Consider the following 15,271-nt stretch of genomic DNA (forward strand, 5'->3'; position numbering starts at 1 on the left):
AGAAATGATCGAACGAGGGAAGCGATAACCCTTTAGGCGAGGTTGTGAAATTTGACTGATCATTCTCGCGCGCTACCCCTTGCCACAAGCCGCGTCAATAACTTGACGATGCCATATCCACCCATTTCCCAACGGGAACGGCCGCGTTAGCCGCTTGATGTCACGTGCCATGGCCCTGACTGCCGGGATTGGCGGAGAGGGGCTGTGGTCTGTGTCGCGCGGTCTTGCACGCGGGTTGACGGACCGCAGCGAATACAAGCGGATTACAGGCCGGGAAAATCCCGGCCTGCAGTTTGTACCTACTCCAATGCGGATGTAAAACGGCGGTGGCGCAGCGCAGACAGATGCTGCTCGGCGGCGAGTTGATCGATCACCTTTTGGCGCAAACTGCGAAACAGCCGCAGCTGTTCCCAGAGATTTCGGATGCTCTCGAGGTCCTCGTCGAGGAAAAAGTAGTTGTCCGTGTCGTAATTTAGCGCAATTTGCCGATATCCCGGCACGCGATCGGAGAGCGTGCCAAGCACATGCGCGCTCAGCGCGTCGAGGGTAGGTTCCTCGGCTTCGTCATAAAGAGTGCCTGCGCGAAACGCTTCGAACATCGCTTGGACGGGCTGTGTGTCCTGACGTAGATCCACCGTGCTTTCATCGAGCGCCGTTTCGAGCGCGCGCGCGGTCTCGATTGCCGCGATGGCGATAGCTTTGATATCAGTTGTGTTTGAAGGATAGTGCATGAAGTGCTCCTTGTTTTGACCCGCAAAAGCGCGGGTCCTCAAGTTCGCACCGCCCCGCTAAGCGGCGGCGCGAAGGTGGCGCTCAAGCTGCCAGAAGATGCGGCGGCGCGGATGTGGCCTCTTCAGCACGCAGGGCGTTGAGCCGGTCGGTGTATTCGTCGGTCAGAAGGCAGATTTCCTCGACGACGGGGTCGTTTGGATTCACGGCGGCAAAATAGCCTGCCTCGGGACGCTCGAAATTTTCGACATTCTCGAGGGTGAGAAGGTCGGATAGCCATTGCAACTTTCGCCAGAGCTGGCGCGAAAGAGGCACCGGACTGGACAATCCGTGAAGGATAGCGGAGACGCGTTGCGCCGCGCTTCCGCCACCCAGCAAGGCGGCCGCATTGCAAAGCGCCTCATGGTTTTCGTGGAGGAAGCTCGACATCGAAATTCGGGCAACCGGGATCATGCGATGGTGCATGGGATAAACTCCTATCATGCCCTGCGGACTGACCCGCGGGCTTCAAGAACGGCACTTCATGGCCGTTTGGGATGTGTGGTGGGCTGCGTTTGGCAACGACGCGATTTGGGGGCCGAGAGATATCGTGCACGCTTCTTTCAGTTGCTTTCGATCTCTTGGAGCGGAGGGGGTGTGATAGCGCTTCGTTTCGAGAGCGCTATCTCAGCTCTACCGATCAAGTTTGGTCAGCGCCGGTCAGCCGTTTCCAACTTTTTGAGCAGGCGAGTCTGAACAAGCCGCATCCGCTTGCGAGGCTGATCGGCGAGCTTGCCGATGACCGGTGTGCGTAAAGCTGGACAAACACACAGCGCCGGGTCGTTCGTGCGGATCACAACGGTGCGCGTGCCGCAGAATCCGGTGGCGCGATCAAGGCCGCTGGCCGCAGCCTCATCCCTCGAAAGGTCGATGCCGAGAATGTTGCGCGCTTTGCGGCGAATGGTGGTGCCGTAAGCCACGCATAACCAGCGCTGCCCGTCGCAGACTGAAACCGCGAGTACGAGGCAGGGGCGCGCCTTGGGGCGCTCGTTGGCGGGGGCATTCTGCAGTGGAAACCTGAACGAGATGATATCGCCGGCTTTGATGGTTTCAGACCAAGGGCGCGTTGTTTCGCACGGCGAAGTCGAGGTTCGTTTCGAGAGGGTAGTCAGCATGAGTCATTCCTTTTCGATGGGAGTGACGCACGATGTTTGAGGTCGTTGCCGGGATCGGCTTTCGGTCGCGTGTCATAAGGCGCGCGCGACCGAAGGCCGGTGCCCGGCTGACCGGTTTCTTTCTCACGGTGGCGGTAGGTGCGCGAGGATTCCGTTGCACACTACTCGGTCGCAAGGAGTGATGTCGTCGCGCTCTACGAAGCGCTTCTCGTGGCGGGAGGCTGAGGACGGCATGGCGTCATCGCCCTTCAAGCCCTGTCGAGTCGCGATCCCGCTGAACGATGACATGTGTTATGGCGCAACCTGTTTCTCAATTTCCCCGATCGCCGATTGCCAAGCGCGCACGGACGCCGTGACACGAAAGTCCGTGAGGTAAGCCCGCTGCGAATAGCGCTGCGAATGCCCGAGCAAGGCTTGCGCGGCCCAGGCAGCGTCGGGCTCTTCGGTGCGGATCAGGTTGGTGACCAACGTTCGGATCAAGTGGCCGGAAATGCCGAACTCCTCTTTCAGAAGGGCCGTCGGGTGGTAGGTGTCGTAGCCGACACGCGACAGGCTAAACAAGTTCATTCCGTCGAGTTCGGCAACGCGATCTTTGATCTGCCAAGCCGGCCGATCGCCGAGCACATGCGCGTCGAGCAGGCGGCTTGTGAAGGGCCAGAGTGCGCCCAATTTCTTTCTGCGCCGGGTTTTTGCCTGTCGAAACTCCACTTCCCAAGTGCCGTCAGGCAATCGCGATATTTCTCGGCCAATCCGAAACCGCGACAGGTCTCCCTGCCGGTCGGAGCCGTTGACGAGAAGCGCGAAGACCACGGACTTGCGCCGAAGCCGTTCCGCCTGGGCGCTGTCCCCTCGACAAGACGTCGCGGCCTCGGAAAGTCGCGCTGCCGCATGCAGGATATCGGCGAGATCGAATGCCTTTAGAAAGCGTTGGACCTTTGCGCGTTTGCCGTCCGGCTGATCGTCCTCTTCCGCCCGCAACTGCCCGCGGATATCCGCGAACGCTTCGGCGGCGGCTCGGTCGAAGAGCCGGCCGCGATAGGCGAAGCCTTCCACGCGTTCGAAATAGTCCGCAGCCGAACGCGGGGTTATGCCGCGTTCGACGAGCAGATATCGGAGGAACACCTCGGCGAGATCGGGACAGAAGGCGTCACCGAGCGTGATACTGCGCGCGGCGGCCCAGATCCGGGCGGTTTCGCATGTGCCGACGGCCGCGACGATGGACGCACGCGACTTCTCCCGAAGCGGTCTGTAGGCCGTCTCGCCGCGTCGAACGACCCGATCGAGAAGAGGGAGGGCGTCGCGCCAAGCCGAGGGCCAGTGCTCGGGCAGCGCCGCAATCCGGGTGGAGACCCGGGGCTTTTTCGGCTTGCTGCCGTATTTCGAGTTCAGCCAATGATCCCAAGTCTTCGTCACGTCCCGCGCCGGGGCGAGGGGCACGGTGGGATCAAACCGTGTGAGGGCCGAGATCAAGGTCCGGTAGCTTGTCCGGCTGCTCGCCGCAGCTTCGAAGTCTTCGCGGTTTGCAGTTTCGGGCGTCCGGCCCGCCGCCGCGAGGGCACCGTAGAAGCGCTCGAGCGCGGCGGGTGCGCCGCGCCCCTTGAGCGTGCCCTCGACAACTGCCTCTGCAACCGCGCGGGCGACAGGGCGCGGCACGCTCTGCATTCGCGCAAGCAGCCGGGCGATCCGCTCGGCGCGCGAGAAGGGTTGATGAGCCATAAGGCCTCCTCAGGAAAGTTGGAGTGTTGGATCGAGCCGCTGGATCACCTCGGCAAAGAGACGCGATGCTTCGCGTCCGGCACCGCGGGAGTAGAATGCTTCCACCGTTCCGATTTTGTCACAGAGCAGGTCTGCGACGACGCCGTAGGCTCCGGGATATTGGGCGATGTAGAGCGTCGCGCCGACATGCCGCATCAAGTGCGGGCTGAGGCCAATCACGCCGATCCTCGACATCCCACGATTCCAGGTTTTGTTGAATGTGCCCCGCGAAATCGGCGCGCCACTTTTTGTGCCCGGGAACAGGTAGGGATTCAGGTCGGGATCTATGCCGTGACTCGCGCACCACCTGGCGCGCCCTTCTTCGATCCAGAGCGCAAGCGTCTTCCATTGCGCCGCTGGCAACTCGTGAAAGATTTCGCGATTGTTCTTCACATGCGTCCGAGCAATGTCGATGATCGCCAGGTCTCCTCTGCGACGTGGAAGGCAAAGCTCGGCGCCTTCTCCGCTCATTGTCAGCTCGTGGATGTTACGCGTCCGCAGGGGGCGCGAGAGCTGGAGAGCCATCGCCGCCGAGGCCATTACGATATGGAGCGCCTCGGTTCGAGCATGCACCCCTAAGGTCTCCCATCTATCGAAACCCCGCCGGGCCTCGTGCGCAAGAACGCGCGGACCTGTCAGAATGGCTCGAACGACTTCGGGGTCGTGATCCAGCAGCTTCAGAAACGCCGCGCGGTCTGCCGCCATCTCGTTTGCGTAATCACTGTGGACGGTGTCGGAGAACCGCAAATCCGCGATCGCATCGAGCACGTTGTCATCGAGATCATTGCGCTTCGCCAGCGTATCGAGGGTAGCGAGCCATGAGTTCGTCGAAGAGGTCTCATTGGCCCCCTTGAGAGTTTTGCTTTGCTTCGTTCTCTCCGCATATTTTGCGGTCGCCATTTTGACGTGCCTGGAGGTCAGAAGCTCTTCGAGCTGAGTGACGCCAGGGGGCGGGGTGCGGTCCGCCCATATGTGTCGGATCAGCCAAGACAACGCCTGACGATGATTTTTGCGCCTCAGCTCAGGGTTGCGGATCTTGCGCTTGTTCTTGCTCCGCCGCGGCAGCGGGTCTGCGCCGAGTTTGCCCCCAAAACGATCGCGTTGCGGCCGCTCGCCATTGATAGCCCGGTCGATCGCCGCGTCGCAGGACGCAACCAAGGATGCGGGTAGCGCCGTCCAGTCGAGCGGAGCGTCTCGCCGTCCCGGAAGGGGACCCACGGGCGAGACCGGGAGCAGGGCGGCGATCTCTTCATGCCGGTCCTTTTGGATTATCATCTTGTCGAACAGTTTGAGCGAACGTCGAAACGATGCGGTCTTGTCCGAGGGAATACACGAAAGCGCATCGGTGGCCGCTTCGTTGTCCAATTCCGATGGAAAGACATGCCCGACGCGCGCCCGCAGATTTGCGAGCGATACATCCGCCATTCCGGGCAGTACTTTGCAGCAATCGGGCCCCGGACGGTTCTGCACCCGCTTGGCGTAATCGATTAGCTGATCCCACGCGAGGCGCGCATCGGGAGCGACAGGCGCCTCTGCGGTCGCCTCCATCGCTTTCCGGATCGCGGCGCTGATTTTTCCCGACCATGTGTGGAAGGCACGCTCAGCCGCCTTCGGCGTCGCGGCCCGAAACTCCCCGGCACAGACGATATGTCTGGCGATCTCGGTCCAGGCGACATCGTCCGCGGGGATCTGTTTGAGGGTCCGGCCGGTCAGTTTCTCGACGCGGCGAAACGCTGCGCTGTAAGCCTTTGCCGAGGACACGGAATAGAGATTGGGCAGGGCGAGGTAGATATCGTTGAGAGTCATTGTTTCATCCTTGCTGGTAAGATTTCATCTGCGAAGCGGCGCGTTCATTCCGACCAAGATGAACGAGACGCCCACGCAGATTTGGGCCGTGAAGTTCGGGGGGTGTTTCGTTCAAAGGGGTAAAAAACCCGTTCAAATTGCGGTTCTGCCGTTCAGGCGCGGCGCTGGCGATTACAGCCATGAGCACAGCCAGCGATCGATCTCAGCGGCCACAAAACGGACTTTTGTGCCGATCCTGCGGCAGGGTAGGGTGCCCTCCCGCGCTTTGGTCACGAGGGTCGACGGTCGGTAGGGCACGCCGATGGCCGCCTGCTCAGGGGTCAGCAATCGTTGTCGATAGGCTGCTTCCATTCCCGCTGGCGGCTGCCCGCCCTCAAACGCCCAGATCGTCTCCCACGAATAGCCCCTGCGCCGGCCCTCGCGGACCGGGAGCAGGAGGCTGTCTTTCTCGGCGCGCCAGAGCGTCGCATCGCTCCCTGCCTGCCAGCGGCGAAGCAGGTCGGCGGCACTCAGGAGGGTTGAGGCGTGGGTAAAGTGAGAGGGCTTGGAGCGTTTTGGCATGGGCAATGTCCTTTCGTTGGAAAGGAGAAAGGGACATTGCCGCTCAAATCCAAATTTTCGCGTTCAGAAATTTCGTGGAGTGGCCGGGTAGGGGATGCGGGTGTCCGGCTGAGGTCGTTTTGAGCTGCTGCAGAATTCCAGCTGCGGTCCTGCCCTATGGTTCCCCCTGTCTCGGGCACGGACCTGTCCGGAGCTTGTGCCACAAGGCGAGGCGGGAGCGTTCCGTCCTTCTTGCGCTTGTAATAAGTGGTTCGGCTCAGACCGTATTCTTTCCAAATCTCACTGCGTGAGGCGCTGTTCTTCGCGAGATACTCCGCTCGCGTTTGTGCCCCGTTCCGCGCCCGCCGTTTCCGTTCAGCCTCTGCTTTCCGGCGCTTTCGTTCTTGAGCAGGCATGATCTGGCGCAGTCCGAGGGCGCGTGCGTCCTCTCCTGAAATTCCGAGCCGTTCCGCGATTGTCCCGCCGGAATAATGATAGCGGCCATCTTTGAGTGGGGTCGCACCACGCTCCCGTGCGGCTTGCTTTTCCGCGCTGCGAATTATAGCGGCGACTTCTTGCGGCGGTAGATCGGGCGTCGCGACCTGAGCCGCCTCTTCGATTTTCTGGGCGAGATGCATTTCCCCAGGATCATGCGTCAGCGCGGTCGCGAAGAAATGAAGCCAAACATTCCGCATGCCCTCCGGGAGCTGCCCGCCGTGCGTCATCCGGATAGCTTCGAGATCATCGCGGATTTGGCGAAAGCGCGCCGCCGGGGGAAGACCGAAGGGCATCGCGCGTGCGGTCTCGTTCGTGCGCCGCTTCGCGCGTTTTTCTGCGTGAAGCAATTGCAGCTCAGCGCGGGTGGGCAGGCCTGCGGCTTTGAAGATCTCGTCGGAGAGCGCGTCGAAGTCGTGTCGTGTGCCACTTCCACCGGAGGCGCGCACGCGCCTTCCGGATTTTTCATTGACGCTGCCCGGGATTCGAAACACGCGCGCCGCTTCCTGGCTCGCGCGATCGGCACCGAACTTCACGAATACGTCCCCGAGCGCGCGCATGGTCGCCTGCCAGCGCATGAGAGCTTGGGGTGGCAATTCATCGATGAGCCAAATCAGGGCCGAACCGCACCCGCTCTGCAATAGCACCGATGGCGGTGGTAGGTTTGCAACGTCAAGATGCTTCAAAACGGCCCTCTCAACCACGCCAACATTACAGTCACGCCAGCGCGCCGTCTTATGCCAGTCGAGATCCACATAAAGCGCGTTCAGCACTATGAGTTGATCGGAGGTGCGGCGATAGCGGAAACGATTCAATGAGAGATAGGCGCGCCCGTCGAGCAGGCCGGGCAGGGCGAGTTCTAATTCGCTCGGAGCAAGGCAAAGATTGCGCGGCTCGTCGCCTTCGAACCAGAGCAGAGAGGGTCGGCCGTGCTGGTCTTTGGGGTGGAGAAGCTGAACATAAGCATCCGGAGAAATGTCGCTGATGCAGGATAGCGGGACGGAAACGCATTTGGAAAGATTTTGCATTGACCGGACATGGACCGGTCAAGAATTTGCAGAAGTAGATCGCAGCTTGTTTGAGCCGACCTTGAGTGCTCGGTCGCGTGGCGGGTCTTCCCTCTTGGAGTTTGCTGCCTGTTCATGAGTTGCAGAGGTCTGGGTCCCTGCGGGTCGGTGTCGAGGCGGACGTATCAGCAGCCTGTGTTTGACCCGCCAGAGTCTCGGCCTGGTGCTCCTGCACAGGGCGCGTTCAGGCCTGGCGGCTGTTATCCTTCTTGTTCGTTTTTCTCCGACTGCCTGCGTCCCACATCCCTCGTTGCGGGGGCCGATTTGGTTCGTGAAAGGCGTCGATGAAAATTTTTTCGAATTTTTTTCATCTTTCGGTTTCTGTTTTTCCGGGACCGCTCGACTTCCCCTTCACATCAACCAGGAGAAGTCCTCATGACTCACATCCCCTTCGCTCAACCGACCTGCAACGTTGCTTCCGCGCTCGATCAGTTCTTCACGCGGCCCGAGATCGCCAAAGGCTGTTACGGGCGGCTTGCGGAGCTCTATCCGGTGCAGGCCGGTGATCTTTGGATCGAACCGTCCGCGGGAGCTGGCGCATTTCTCGAGCTGATGCCGAAGATGAGTATCGGGCTCGACCTCGTCCCCGCCGCGGACGGCGTCACTTACGCAGACTATCTTGAGTGGACGCCGCCGAGCGGGTTCCAGCGTCACCTGGTCGTCGGCAATCCGCCGTTCGGTCGGAACACGAGCACAGCGGTCGCCTTCTTCAATCGGGCGGCGGAGCATGCGCAGGTGATCGCGATGATCTTGCCCCGCTCGGTGCGCAAACCTTCGGTGCGGCGCAGGCTCGACGCGATGTTCCATCTCGTCGATGAAATCCTGCTGCCGAGCGGGGCTTTCTTCTACGCGGGCAAACCCGCCTCTGCGCGCACCGTCTTTCAGATCTGGGAGCGCCGAGACCACCCGCGTTTTGAGGCTCCGGTCTGCACCAGCCATCCGGACTTCGTCTTCTGCGATGCCGCCGAGGCGGAGTTCGCCATCCGCCGCGTGGGCGGCGTCGCGGGGCGGATTTTTGACGATCCCGCGCATCGCTCGCCGAGCTCGCATCTTTTTGTGAAAGCCGCCGAGGGCGTCAGTGCGGAACGTCTGCGCGACCGCTTCACGCAGCTGGATTTCAGCGAGGTGCGGGAAGATGCCGTCGCTCACTACTCGGTCGCGCAGAGTGACGTCGTCGCGCTCTACGCCGCGCTGATCACCGCAGAGGGGCAGGCAAGCCCTTTGGTTGATCGCAACGGCGGCGGTCCCAAAGACAAGCCGCGCGAAGACCGTCCGGCGGGTGTCAAGAACAAGGCCAGCTATCAACTGCCGCGCGAAGCACAGAGCCTGGCGCCCAAGGCGCACCCCTCACGTCTTTCAAAACAGGACAAATATCATGCAAAACAAAACCAGGGTCTCTGAACTGAAGACTGCAAATCTCTCGGTGCGGGATTTCGAACTCTACGCTCATACCGACGATCTGCTCTTCCTCGAGGCGCAGCTCGTGTTTGAGCTCGCCGCTACGCGCGTGCAGGTCGTCGCGAAGATCACCATCACCGGCGAAAATGTCTCTGTGCACGCCGAACGCATCCAGGACGAAAAGGGCTTGCCTATCGTGGGAGAGCACTTGTTGGCGATCGTTATCGCCAATCGTCGGGAGGAGATCTCGTCAGGGCGTCTCCGGCGAACAACGCGCCAAGGGTGCCGAAGGATTTCGAGGGGTAACCTTCAGAGGCGATGGCCCGTTCGATGACCGTTCGGACATCGGCATCGTCTTCAAGGATCACGACGGAACTTGAGGTCAAGAGCTTGCTCTCTCCAGTGTGGCTTAGATAGTCATATCGTTTGTTATGGCACTTGAGGCTGCGGACCCTGATTTAGTTAAATATGGATGTCTTAGGCCGGACAGCAACCAGTCTCTCGACCGTTTCAGTTTGTCCAAGCGCCTCCTGTCGGGCAGCGCAGGTACTATTCAATCGCAACATCAATGGTTTTCGTCATTTCAGCGAACGCTTTAACCGCGGCAGCCCGGAGAAAGCTCTGATCTGAGCTGATGATGAAGGTGGTCGATCCGGCACGTGCCTGAGCCGTAGCATCCTCAGGACTCCCAGGGTAGGATCGCGACGGGTCGTCCTGCCCGCAAAGCGGTGGCGTGCACGCGCTCCGTGGCACTGCGGACGTGCTCGCGCACCCCGTCTTGTCCCGCATAGGCTGCGCCGAGATCTCCACGCCCAATGAACACCCCGTCGTGGCCGTCGATGGCGAGAATTTCGTCGATATTCTCCACCGCCTCAGGATCCTCGATCATCGCGATGAGGGTTACGCGATTGTCTTCCGTCTCCATGTGCTCCGCTTGGCTTTTGCGTCCGAAATCGCCCACGCGTGTCGTTGGCGCGAAGCCGCGTTTTCCGGTGTGATAGCGTCCCGCGGCGACAATGGCACGGGCGCTCTCGGCATCGGTAACATGCGGCACGAGAACCCCATCTGCTCCGCAATCGAGAGCCGATAGAATCGCTTCGGGCGCGCCGGACTGAACCCTCACGATCGCGGCAATCCCGACAGCGCGGCAAGCCAGAATGATCTGGTCTGTGGTCTCGCGGTTGAAAGGCGCATGTTCCTCGTCCACGACGATGAAGTCATATCCGACGCTGCCCATGATTTCCGCTGGCATCGTCGCGGGAATCTTGAGGAAGGTTCCAAAGAGCGTCTCCCTCGTAAGAAAGCGCTCTCTAAAAGTAAGCTACGTGGTGGTCATTCCGATCTGCCTCCTCGTTCAGCTATCCGCAAGGCCAATGACCTGTGCGGCGTTCGTGGCCACCATCAGACGCACGTCAGCATCGGAATAGCCGAGCGCAAGGCAGGTCGCGATGCCGCGCCGCAGCCCTTCGAGCGGCGTGATCGTGCCCGTCTGGCCGAGATCGGAGCACAGGATCGTGCGCTCGGGGCCGACGCAATCAATGAAGGCGCGCAGCTCGTCTTCGGTGCGGTTACGAAATTTCGACCCTTCGGCAAAGAAGGCCAGGGAATGCTCCGCGAAGGCGCCCATATCCGAACGCTGAATTAGAGGTGATGCCCAATGCCGGGCATTACCCGATGAACGAAACGCCGGTAGCTTTGGCGACCAGCGTTGAGCGATTTCTGAGCGGTCAGTGAATTATAGTCGAAAGTTGATGGGGCGGTAAAAAGTGGGTCGTGTCGCAAAGTTGGTGAAAATTTGAAGGTGGCGTAATCTCCGGGTGAAACCAAAACCCACCCAAACGGGCCTTGTTGCATGGCTCGGCGGTTAGCTGATATCGGGTGCGGTCTTTTCCGTTCAGGATGCTTTAGATGCCGCACAAGTTCAACGCTGATCACCCACATTCTGCTACGACGGCTACCGCGCCTCGGCGATGTCTGGCATTTGGACGAAGTCGTCGCAAAAATCGCGGGTCGATCACACTGGCTGTGGCGTGCAGTCGAGCAACACGGCGTTGTTCTTGAGTAAACCTTGCAATCGAGGCGAGACAAGCGCGCGGCTAAGCGCGAGGTCGCGCCTGGACTTTATCATTGGTAACACCGAGTTTATGTGACACCTCCACCTCCACCGCGACCGTTCGGGTCGCGGGCAGGGAAGGCGGCAGTCTTACATCGCCCAGGGGCCATGGAAATTCTTGCCATCCCGATCCGTCCGCTCGAAGCCGTGCGCGCCGAAGAAATCGCGCTGACCCTGGATCATGTTGGCGGTGCCGCGTTCGGTGCGCATCGTGTCGAAATAGCTCAGCGCCATCGACAGGGCCGGAACGGCGAGGCCATAACTGGCCGCGACGCTCACCACCTTGCGCAGCGCCGCGTGATGGGTCTTGAGCAGGGCCGCGAAATAGGGCGCATACATAAGGTTTCGCTCGGGCGCGTCGGTTAGCGCGCGTGCCATATCATCGAGCATCGCAGAGCGGATGATGCAGCCGTCACGCCAGATCAGTGCGATCTCGGGCAGTGGCAGATCCCAGTCGAAGGGCGCATTGGCCGAACGCAGCATTTCGAACCCCTGCGCGTAGCACAGGATCTTGCCCGCGATCAGTGCGTGCTCAAGGTCATCGGCGCTCAGCGTGCCTTCGGGCAGCGCTTCGGGGGCGGCCCCGAAAAGATCCTGCCCCTGCTTGCGCGCCTCGAGCCGAGCCGACAGGTTACGCGCCATTACAGCGGCCTCGATCACCGGAACGGGGGCGGCGAGATGCTGGGCCTCGATCACGGTCCAGCGTCCGGTGCCCTTCTGGCCCGCGCGGTCGAGGATGATGTCGAGCATCGGCTTGCCGCTATCGGGATCGGCGGTGCGGGCGACCTTTCCGGAGATCTCGATCAGGTAGGATTTCAGGGGGCCCTCATCCCACTTGGCAAAGGCGTCGCCGCACGCCTGTGCGCTCATCTTCATCCCATCGCGCATCACGCCATAGATCTCGGCGATCATCTCCATGTCGGCATATTCGATGCCGTTATGCACGGCTTTCACGAAATGACCGGAGCCGCCCTTGCCCATGAAGCCCGCGCAAGGGGTGCCGTCGAACTTGGCAGCGATCGCATTGAGGACGGGCGCCACGCGGTCCCAGTCCTGCTGTTCGCCGCCGCCCATGATCGCGGGTCCGTTGCGCGCGCCTTCCTCACCGCCCGAGACGCCAATTCCGAGAAAGCGCGGGCCGGCCTTGGCAGCCTCTGCCGCGCGGCGGTCGGTGTCGTGAAAATTCGCGTTGCCCGCATCGATGATTAGATCATCGGGATCAAGATAGTCCCGAAGCGCCGCGATCTGCTGGTCCACGGGATCGCCCGCAGGCACCATCAGGATGATCGCGCGAGGCTTGGCGATGGATTGCACCAGCGCCTCAATCGTCTCGCAGGGCGCGATTTTCGAAGCGAGCGCGCCCGCATTTTCGTGGAAGGTCTTCGTCACGCTCGTGGTGCGGTTGAATACCGCGATGTCAAAGCCTTTTTCGGCGATGTTAAGCGCAAGCATTGCACCCATGGTGCCAAGACCGATCAGACCGATTTGCGAGTGTGACACGACGTTTTTCTCCGAAATAGTTGCGCAGGCGATAGCCCGCCTTCTGGATCTTATGGGCCGGACGAAAGCCACGGACCGAAGTGAAGCTATGAACAAGTGGGCCGTTGCAATACCGTGCGGCCGTGGGTTGACAGCAGGACGTGGTGTTTTCATGCGGCTTCAGTGAAATTGTTTGGCCACAAAGTCGATCTCCTTGGCAACCCCGATCCCGCAGTTCGAGAACTGTCCTTTACAGATGATGCGCCGGGCATCGATGTCAGTGAGGGTAATTTTAGCTCCGGCCGAGGTCCGGACCCCGCGCATGGGTCGCAACCGCAGTTGTGTCGCGAAGTTGCGCGTAGCACGAGGGCGCCGATCTCTGGACATAATTATGCTGCAAGTGCCTAGTTTCGCTGAAACACGGTAAGGCTGTTGGCCCCAAACTGGCCCGGATTATGTGAGCTGTCTAAATCCAGCGTTGGTGGCGGCGGCCGAGTGGAAGGCCTTGAAGCCCCTCATTGGGCCGGTGACCCGTTTGAGGAAGCGATAGTCCTGTTCAATTATGTTGCCGATATGGAACAAAGAGACCGACAATACTTTTCGGTATTGGCAAACACGGCGACGCCGCGACGACCCGTGCGAACAACAAGTCGCCATGGGATACGATGCATCCTGGTCGCAAATGGGCCGCAGGAAATCCAGAGGCCAAATCCGCTGACGATATTCGCACGGATGTTGCTGAGCATTTTCGAACCAAACCTATGTTTAGAACAACAGAAGATGTATTTCGCGCTTTTGCGGAAGGCATACGACAAGCCGATCGTCTTGATCCTGACGACGAGACCGAAATGGATGACGAAGCCAACGAGATCAGCTGATTATTCGCGCAAAGTTTACATAAGACGGATTATGAGAAATTAAATATATAATTGGGCAGATTCTAAACTGGGTTGCGAAATTTCCCCTATCTTGCTGGAAAGCAAGGAGAATGAAAGATGGCGCATACAGAGCTAAACCTGCGTGAACGGCGCGAGATTGAAGATATGTTAAATGCAAAGATCCCCGTGCGGGAGATCGCATCAGAAATCGGCAGGCATGTTTCGACTGTGTATCGCGAGGTTAAACGCAATCAGTTTGACGACAAAGAGTTACCAGAACTGAATGGATACTACGGCTTGGTTGCGCAGCGCTCTGCGGCCCAAAGGCGCGCGCGACGGCGCAAGCTGGTGCGGCTCGTTGGCCTACGCAAGGCCGTGATCAAGCAACTCAAAGAAGGTTGGTCGCCGGAACAGATCGCAGGACGGTTGCAGTTTGAAGGCCAAGCCGTTCGAGTAAGTCACGAGACGATCTATGCTTATGTCTATGGTCCAGATGGTCAATCCAGAGAGCTGGCTCGACACCTCCCCAACCGACGCAAGAAACGGCGTCCGCATCACGCGCGCAGGCCCCGTGGCCTTGTATTTCCGCCGGATCGGTCAATCCACGAACGGCCAGACTATGTTGATGCGCGTGAGACTTTTGGTGAATGGGAAGGCGATCTGATGATTTTCGAACGCGCTCAGGGCAAGGCAAACGTGGCCTCGCTGGTCGAGCGTAAGACTCGCTTTGCCGTCCTGTTCCGCAACAACGATCGCAGCACAACGCATCTGATGAACCGGCTCATGGGCGTGATGGAGCCCCTGCCCCAACCGGCACGCAAGTCAATCACTTTTGATCGTGGCATCGAGTTCAGGAACTGGCGCAAGCTCAAGCCTGGAATTGGGACGGAAGCGTGGTTCTGCGATCCGCAGGCTCCGTGGCAAAAAGGATCGGTAGAGAACCTGAACAAACGGGCAAGACGCTATTTGCCACGGGATGCGCCTGTAGCCGCGCTCTCAAATCGAGATATGAAGTCGATTTGTGACCGCTTGAACGGCACTCCCAGAAAATGTCTGGGATGGAGGACACCCACCGAAGCCTTCAGAGAAGAACTGATCAAACTGAGATAGCGGAAACCGTCGCAACGACCCTTGAGAATCCAATTGTTATATTTCAATAGCCTACATGTCAATCAAAGGTCGATGTTCGCGCTTCGCTGGTCGTCATCCAGTTCTGTCCACGGAACGCGACCAAGGCGATAAAGAGGCAGTCGGCTTCGCGGTCAGGACGGAACACAATCGTGATGCGATATCCCTGCCCTCCGTGCCGGACGAGCCAGCCGCCCAGCGGTGCTGAAAGCCGCATGCCGGAGACTGGACTGGCGATGATGTCGGAGACAAGCGCGTCGATCTCGTCAAGGCGTCGACTTGCAGCGGCAAAATTGCCGTCCGTGGCCTCTATGATGTGATCCGTCAGAGCGGTAATGTCGCGCGCGACCAACGGATGGCGGATGACCCGCATCAGGCGGAGCCGCGATCGTCCGCTTGCGCGCGCCGAGCGAGATGTTCCCGCGCGTCAGTGGTTATGGTGTCGCCGCTTTGCACTGGCTCCCAGACATCTAGGGGCAGTGCCAAGCGACGCTGTACCTCGGCCTCGAACAGTATCTTCTCACGCGCCCGGACCGCATGCGCGCGGGCCAACTCTCCCGAGACCGCCGCGCTGACGTTCGGGTATTCTCCACTTTCGACCAATTCGCGCGCAAAGGCAAAGGCGGTATCTGTAAAGCTGACGCTCTGCTTGTGGACGCCCATCTCTTCCTCCATGGCGGTAGTCTATTGGAGCACCATATGCAGATATGGGCAAACCTTCAAGACAAA

General features: G+C 60.0%; 16 protein-coding genes and 3 pseudogenes. 6 read left to right on the forward strand and 13 right to left on the reverse strand.

Features of this window, described 5'->3' with window-relative positions; translation table 11 throughout:
• Positions 1-112: 112 nt before the first annotated feature.
• Positions 113-265, forward strand: a pseudogene (locus tag ACN0SD_RS19570) (Fic family protein); the annotation flags it as partial.
• 34 nt (positions 266-299) lie between these two features.
• Here the strand turns inward: ACN0SD_RS19570 and ACN0SD_RS19575 are convergent.
• From ACN0SD_RS19575 to ACN0SD_RS19605, 7 genes are all read right to left on the reverse strand, one after another.
• Positions 300-731, reverse strand: coding sequence for a hypothetical protein (locus tag ACN0SD_RS19575; RefSeq protein ID WP_038130591.1), 432 nt, complete (start codon positions 729-731; stop codon positions 300-302).
• A gap of 82 nt (positions 732-813) precedes the next feature.
• A complete protein-coding gene (locus ACN0SD_RS19580) occupies positions 814-1,194 on the reverse strand; it encodes a hypothetical protein (protein ID WP_417809877.1) in 381 nt (126 codons plus the stop codon).
• A 224-nt stretch (positions 1,195-1,418) separates the two neighbouring features.
• Positions 1,419-1,883, reverse strand: a complete 465-nt coding sequence (locus tag ACN0SD_RS19585) for a hypothetical protein (protein ID WP_417809878.1) — start codon at positions 1,881-1,883, stop codon at positions 1,419-1,421.
• A gap of 291 nt (positions 1,884-2,174) precedes the next feature.
• Positions 2,175-3,599 (reverse strand): hypothetical protein, encoded by a 1,425-nt coding sequence (locus ACN0SD_RS19590; RefSeq protein ID WP_417809879.1) that lies wholly within the window; start codon positions 3,597-3,599, stop codon positions 2,175-2,177.
• A 9-nt stretch (positions 3,600-3,608) separates the two neighbouring features.
• On the reverse strand, positions 3,609-5,444 hold the full coding sequence (locus ACN0SD_RS19595) for a hypothetical protein (protein ID WP_417809880.1): 1,836 nt from the start codon (positions 5,442-5,444) through the stop codon (positions 3,609-3,611).
• A 171-nt stretch (positions 5,445-5,615) separates the two neighbouring features.
• Entirely contained in the window at positions 5,616-6,005 is a 390-nt protein-coding gene (locus ACN0SD_RS19600; protein ID WP_417809881.1) for a helix-turn-helix domain-containing protein, read from the reverse strand.
• Positions 5,954-7,507 (reverse strand): hypothetical protein, encoded by a 1,554-nt coding sequence (locus ACN0SD_RS19605; RefSeq protein ID WP_417809882.1) that lies wholly within the window; start codon positions 7,505-7,507, stop codon positions 5,954-5,956. The genes ACN0SD_RS19600 and ACN0SD_RS19605 overlap by 52 nt, the downstream gene beginning before the upstream one ends.
• Positions 7,508-7,921: 414 nt before the next feature.
• Between ACN0SD_RS19605 and ACN0SD_RS19610 the strand changes: the two genes are divergently transcribed.
• Both ACN0SD_RS19610 and ACN0SD_RS19615 read left to right on the forward strand, forming a co-directional pair.
• Entirely contained in the window at positions 7,922-8,947 is a 1,026-nt protein-coding gene (locus ACN0SD_RS19610) for a hypothetical protein (RefSeq protein ID WP_417809883.1), read from the forward strand.
• On the forward strand, positions 8,922-9,278 hold the full coding sequence (locus ACN0SD_RS19615; protein ID WP_417809884.1) for a hypothetical protein: 357 nt from the start codon (positions 8,922-8,924) through the stop codon (positions 9,276-9,278). The genes ACN0SD_RS19610 and ACN0SD_RS19615 overlap by 26 nt, the downstream gene beginning before the upstream one ends.
• 345 nt (positions 9,279-9,623) lie before the next feature.
• On the opposite strand, the gene ACN0SD_RS19620 is transcribed toward ACN0SD_RS19615, so the two are convergent.
• Together ACN0SD_RS19620 and ACN0SD_RS19625 are read right to left on the reverse strand one after the other, a co-directional pair.
• Complete coding sequence (locus tag ACN0SD_RS19620) at positions 9,624-10,181, reverse strand: HpcH/HpaI aldolase family protein (protein WP_417809885.1); 558 nt, start codon at positions 10,179-10,181, stop codon at positions 9,624-9,626.
• Between the two features lie 117 nt (positions 10,182-10,298).
• The gene (locus ACN0SD_RS19625; RefSeq protein ID WP_417809886.1) at positions 10,299-10,571 is read right to left on the reverse strand and encodes a hypothetical protein; all 273 of its coding nucleotides are present in this window, start codon (positions 10,569-10,571) and stop codon (positions 10,299-10,301) included.
• 300 nt (positions 10,572-10,871) lie between these two features.
• Between ACN0SD_RS19625 and ACN0SD_RS19630 the strand changes: the two are divergent.
• Positions 10,872-11,075: pseudogene (locus ACN0SD_RS19630) on the forward strand (DDE-type integrase/transposase/recombinase); the annotation flags it as partial.
• Between the two features lie 72 nt (positions 11,076-11,147).
• On the opposite strand, the gene gndA reads toward ACN0SD_RS19630, so the two are convergent.
• Together gndA and ACN0SD_RS19640 are read right to left on the reverse strand one after the other, a co-directional pair.
• Positions 11,148-12,557: an NADP-dependent phosphogluconate dehydrogenase gene (gndA, locus tag ACN0SD_RS19635; protein ID WP_417809887.1), complete on the reverse strand. Its 1,410-nt coding sequence runs from the start codon at positions 12,555-12,557 to the stop codon at positions 11,148-11,150.
• A gap of 450 nt (positions 12,558-13,007) precedes the next feature.
• Positions 13,008-13,112, reverse strand: a pseudogene (locus ACN0SD_RS19640) (IS6 family transposase); the annotation flags it as partial.
• A 29-nt stretch (positions 13,113-13,141) separates the two neighbouring features.
• Here ACN0SD_RS19640 and ACN0SD_RS19645 point away from each other — a divergent pair.
• Positions 13,142-13,414 (forward strand): hypothetical protein, encoded by a 273-nt coding sequence (locus ACN0SD_RS19645; RefSeq protein ID WP_417809891.1) that lies wholly within the window; start codon positions 13,142-13,144, stop codon positions 13,412-13,414.
• A 117-nt stretch (positions 13,415-13,531) separates the two neighbouring features.
• On the forward strand, positions 13,532-14,524 hold the full coding sequence (locus ACN0SD_RS19650) for an IS30 family transposase (protein WP_417809888.1): 993 nt from the start codon (positions 13,532-13,534) through the stop codon (positions 14,522-14,524).
• 58 nt (positions 14,525-14,582) lie between these two features.
• Here ACN0SD_RS19650 and ACN0SD_RS19655 read toward each other — a convergent pair whose 3' ends face one another.
• Together ACN0SD_RS19655 and ACN0SD_RS19660 are read right to left on the reverse strand one after the other, a co-directional pair.
• Complete coding sequence (locus tag ACN0SD_RS19655; RefSeq protein WP_417809889.1) at positions 14,583-14,915, reverse strand: type II toxin-antitoxin system RelE/ParE family toxin; 333 nt, start codon at positions 14,913-14,915, stop codon at positions 14,583-14,585.
• Entirely contained in the window at positions 14,915-15,205 is a 291-nt protein-coding gene (locus ACN0SD_RS19660; RefSeq protein ID WP_417809890.1) for a hypothetical protein, read from the reverse strand. The genes ACN0SD_RS19655 and ACN0SD_RS19660 overlap by 1 nt, the downstream gene beginning before the upstream one ends.
• Between the last annotated feature and the right edge of the window lie 66 nt (positions 15,206-15,271).

The organism is Thioclava sp. (assembly GCF_048263065.1).
In the GTDB taxonomy this organism is placed as follows: Bacteria; Pseudomonadota; Alphaproteobacteria; order Rhodobacterales; family Rhodobacteraceae; genus Thioclava.

What these genes read in the sequence shown, in the direction of transcription:
- ACN0SD_RS19575 (WP_038130591.1), bottom strand. Translation starts at nt 731, where the DNA reads ATGCACTATCCTTCAAACACAACTGATATCAAAGCTATCGCCATCGCG.
- ACN0SD_RS19580 (WP_417809877.1), bottom strand. Translation starts at nt 1,194, where the DNA reads ATGCACCATCGCATGATCCCGGTTGCCCGAATTTCGATGTCGAGCTTC.
- ACN0SD_RS19585 (WP_417809878.1), bottom strand. Translation starts at nt 1,883, where the DNA reads ATGCTGACTACCCTCTCGAAACGAACCTCGACTTCGCCGTGCGAAACA.
- ACN0SD_RS19590 (WP_417809879.1), bottom strand. Translation starts at nt 3,599, where the DNA reads ATGGCTCATCAACCCTTCTCGCGCGCCGAGCGGATCGCCCGGCTGCTT.
- ACN0SD_RS19595 (WP_417809880.1), bottom strand. Translation starts at nt 5,444, where the DNA reads ATGACTCTCAACGATATCTACCTCGCCCTGCCCAATCTCTATTCCGTG.
- ACN0SD_RS19600 (WP_417809881.1), bottom strand. Translation starts at nt 6,005, where the DNA reads ATGCCAAAACGCTCCAAGCCCTCTCACTTTACCCACGCCTCAACCCTC.
- ACN0SD_RS19605 (WP_417809882.1), bottom strand. Translation starts at nt 7,507, where the DNA reads ATGCAAAATCTTTCCAAATGCGTTTCCGTCCCGCTATCCTGCATCAGC.
- ACN0SD_RS19610 (WP_417809883.1), top strand. Translation starts at nt 7,922, where the DNA reads ATGACTCACATCCCCTTCGCTCAACCGACCTGCAACGTTGCTTCCGCG.
- ACN0SD_RS19615 (WP_417809884.1), top strand. Translation starts at nt 8,922, where the DNA reads ATGCAAAACAAAACCAGGGTCTCTGAACTGAAGACTGCAAATCTCTCG.
- ACN0SD_RS19620 (WP_417809885.1), bottom strand. Translation starts at nt 10,181, where the DNA reads ATGGGCAGCGTCGGATATGACTTCATCGTCGTGGACGAGGAACATGCG.
- ACN0SD_RS19625 (WP_417809886.1), bottom strand. Translation starts at nt 10,571, where the DNA reads ATGGGCGCCTTCGCGGAGCATTCCCTGGCCTTCTTTGCCGAAGGGTCG.
- ACN0SD_RS19650 (WP_417809888.1), top strand. Translation starts at nt 13,532, where the DNA reads ATGGCGCATACAGAGCTAAACCTGCGTGAACGGCGCGAGATTGAAGAT.
- ACN0SD_RS19655 (WP_417809889.1), bottom strand. Translation starts at nt 14,915, where the DNA reads ATGCGGGTCATCCGCCATCCGTTGGTCGCGCGCGACATTACCGCTCTG.
- ACN0SD_RS19660 (WP_417809890.1), bottom strand. Translation starts at nt 15,205, where the DNA reads ATGGGCGTCCACAAGCAGAGCGTCAGCTTTACAGATACCGCCTTTGCC.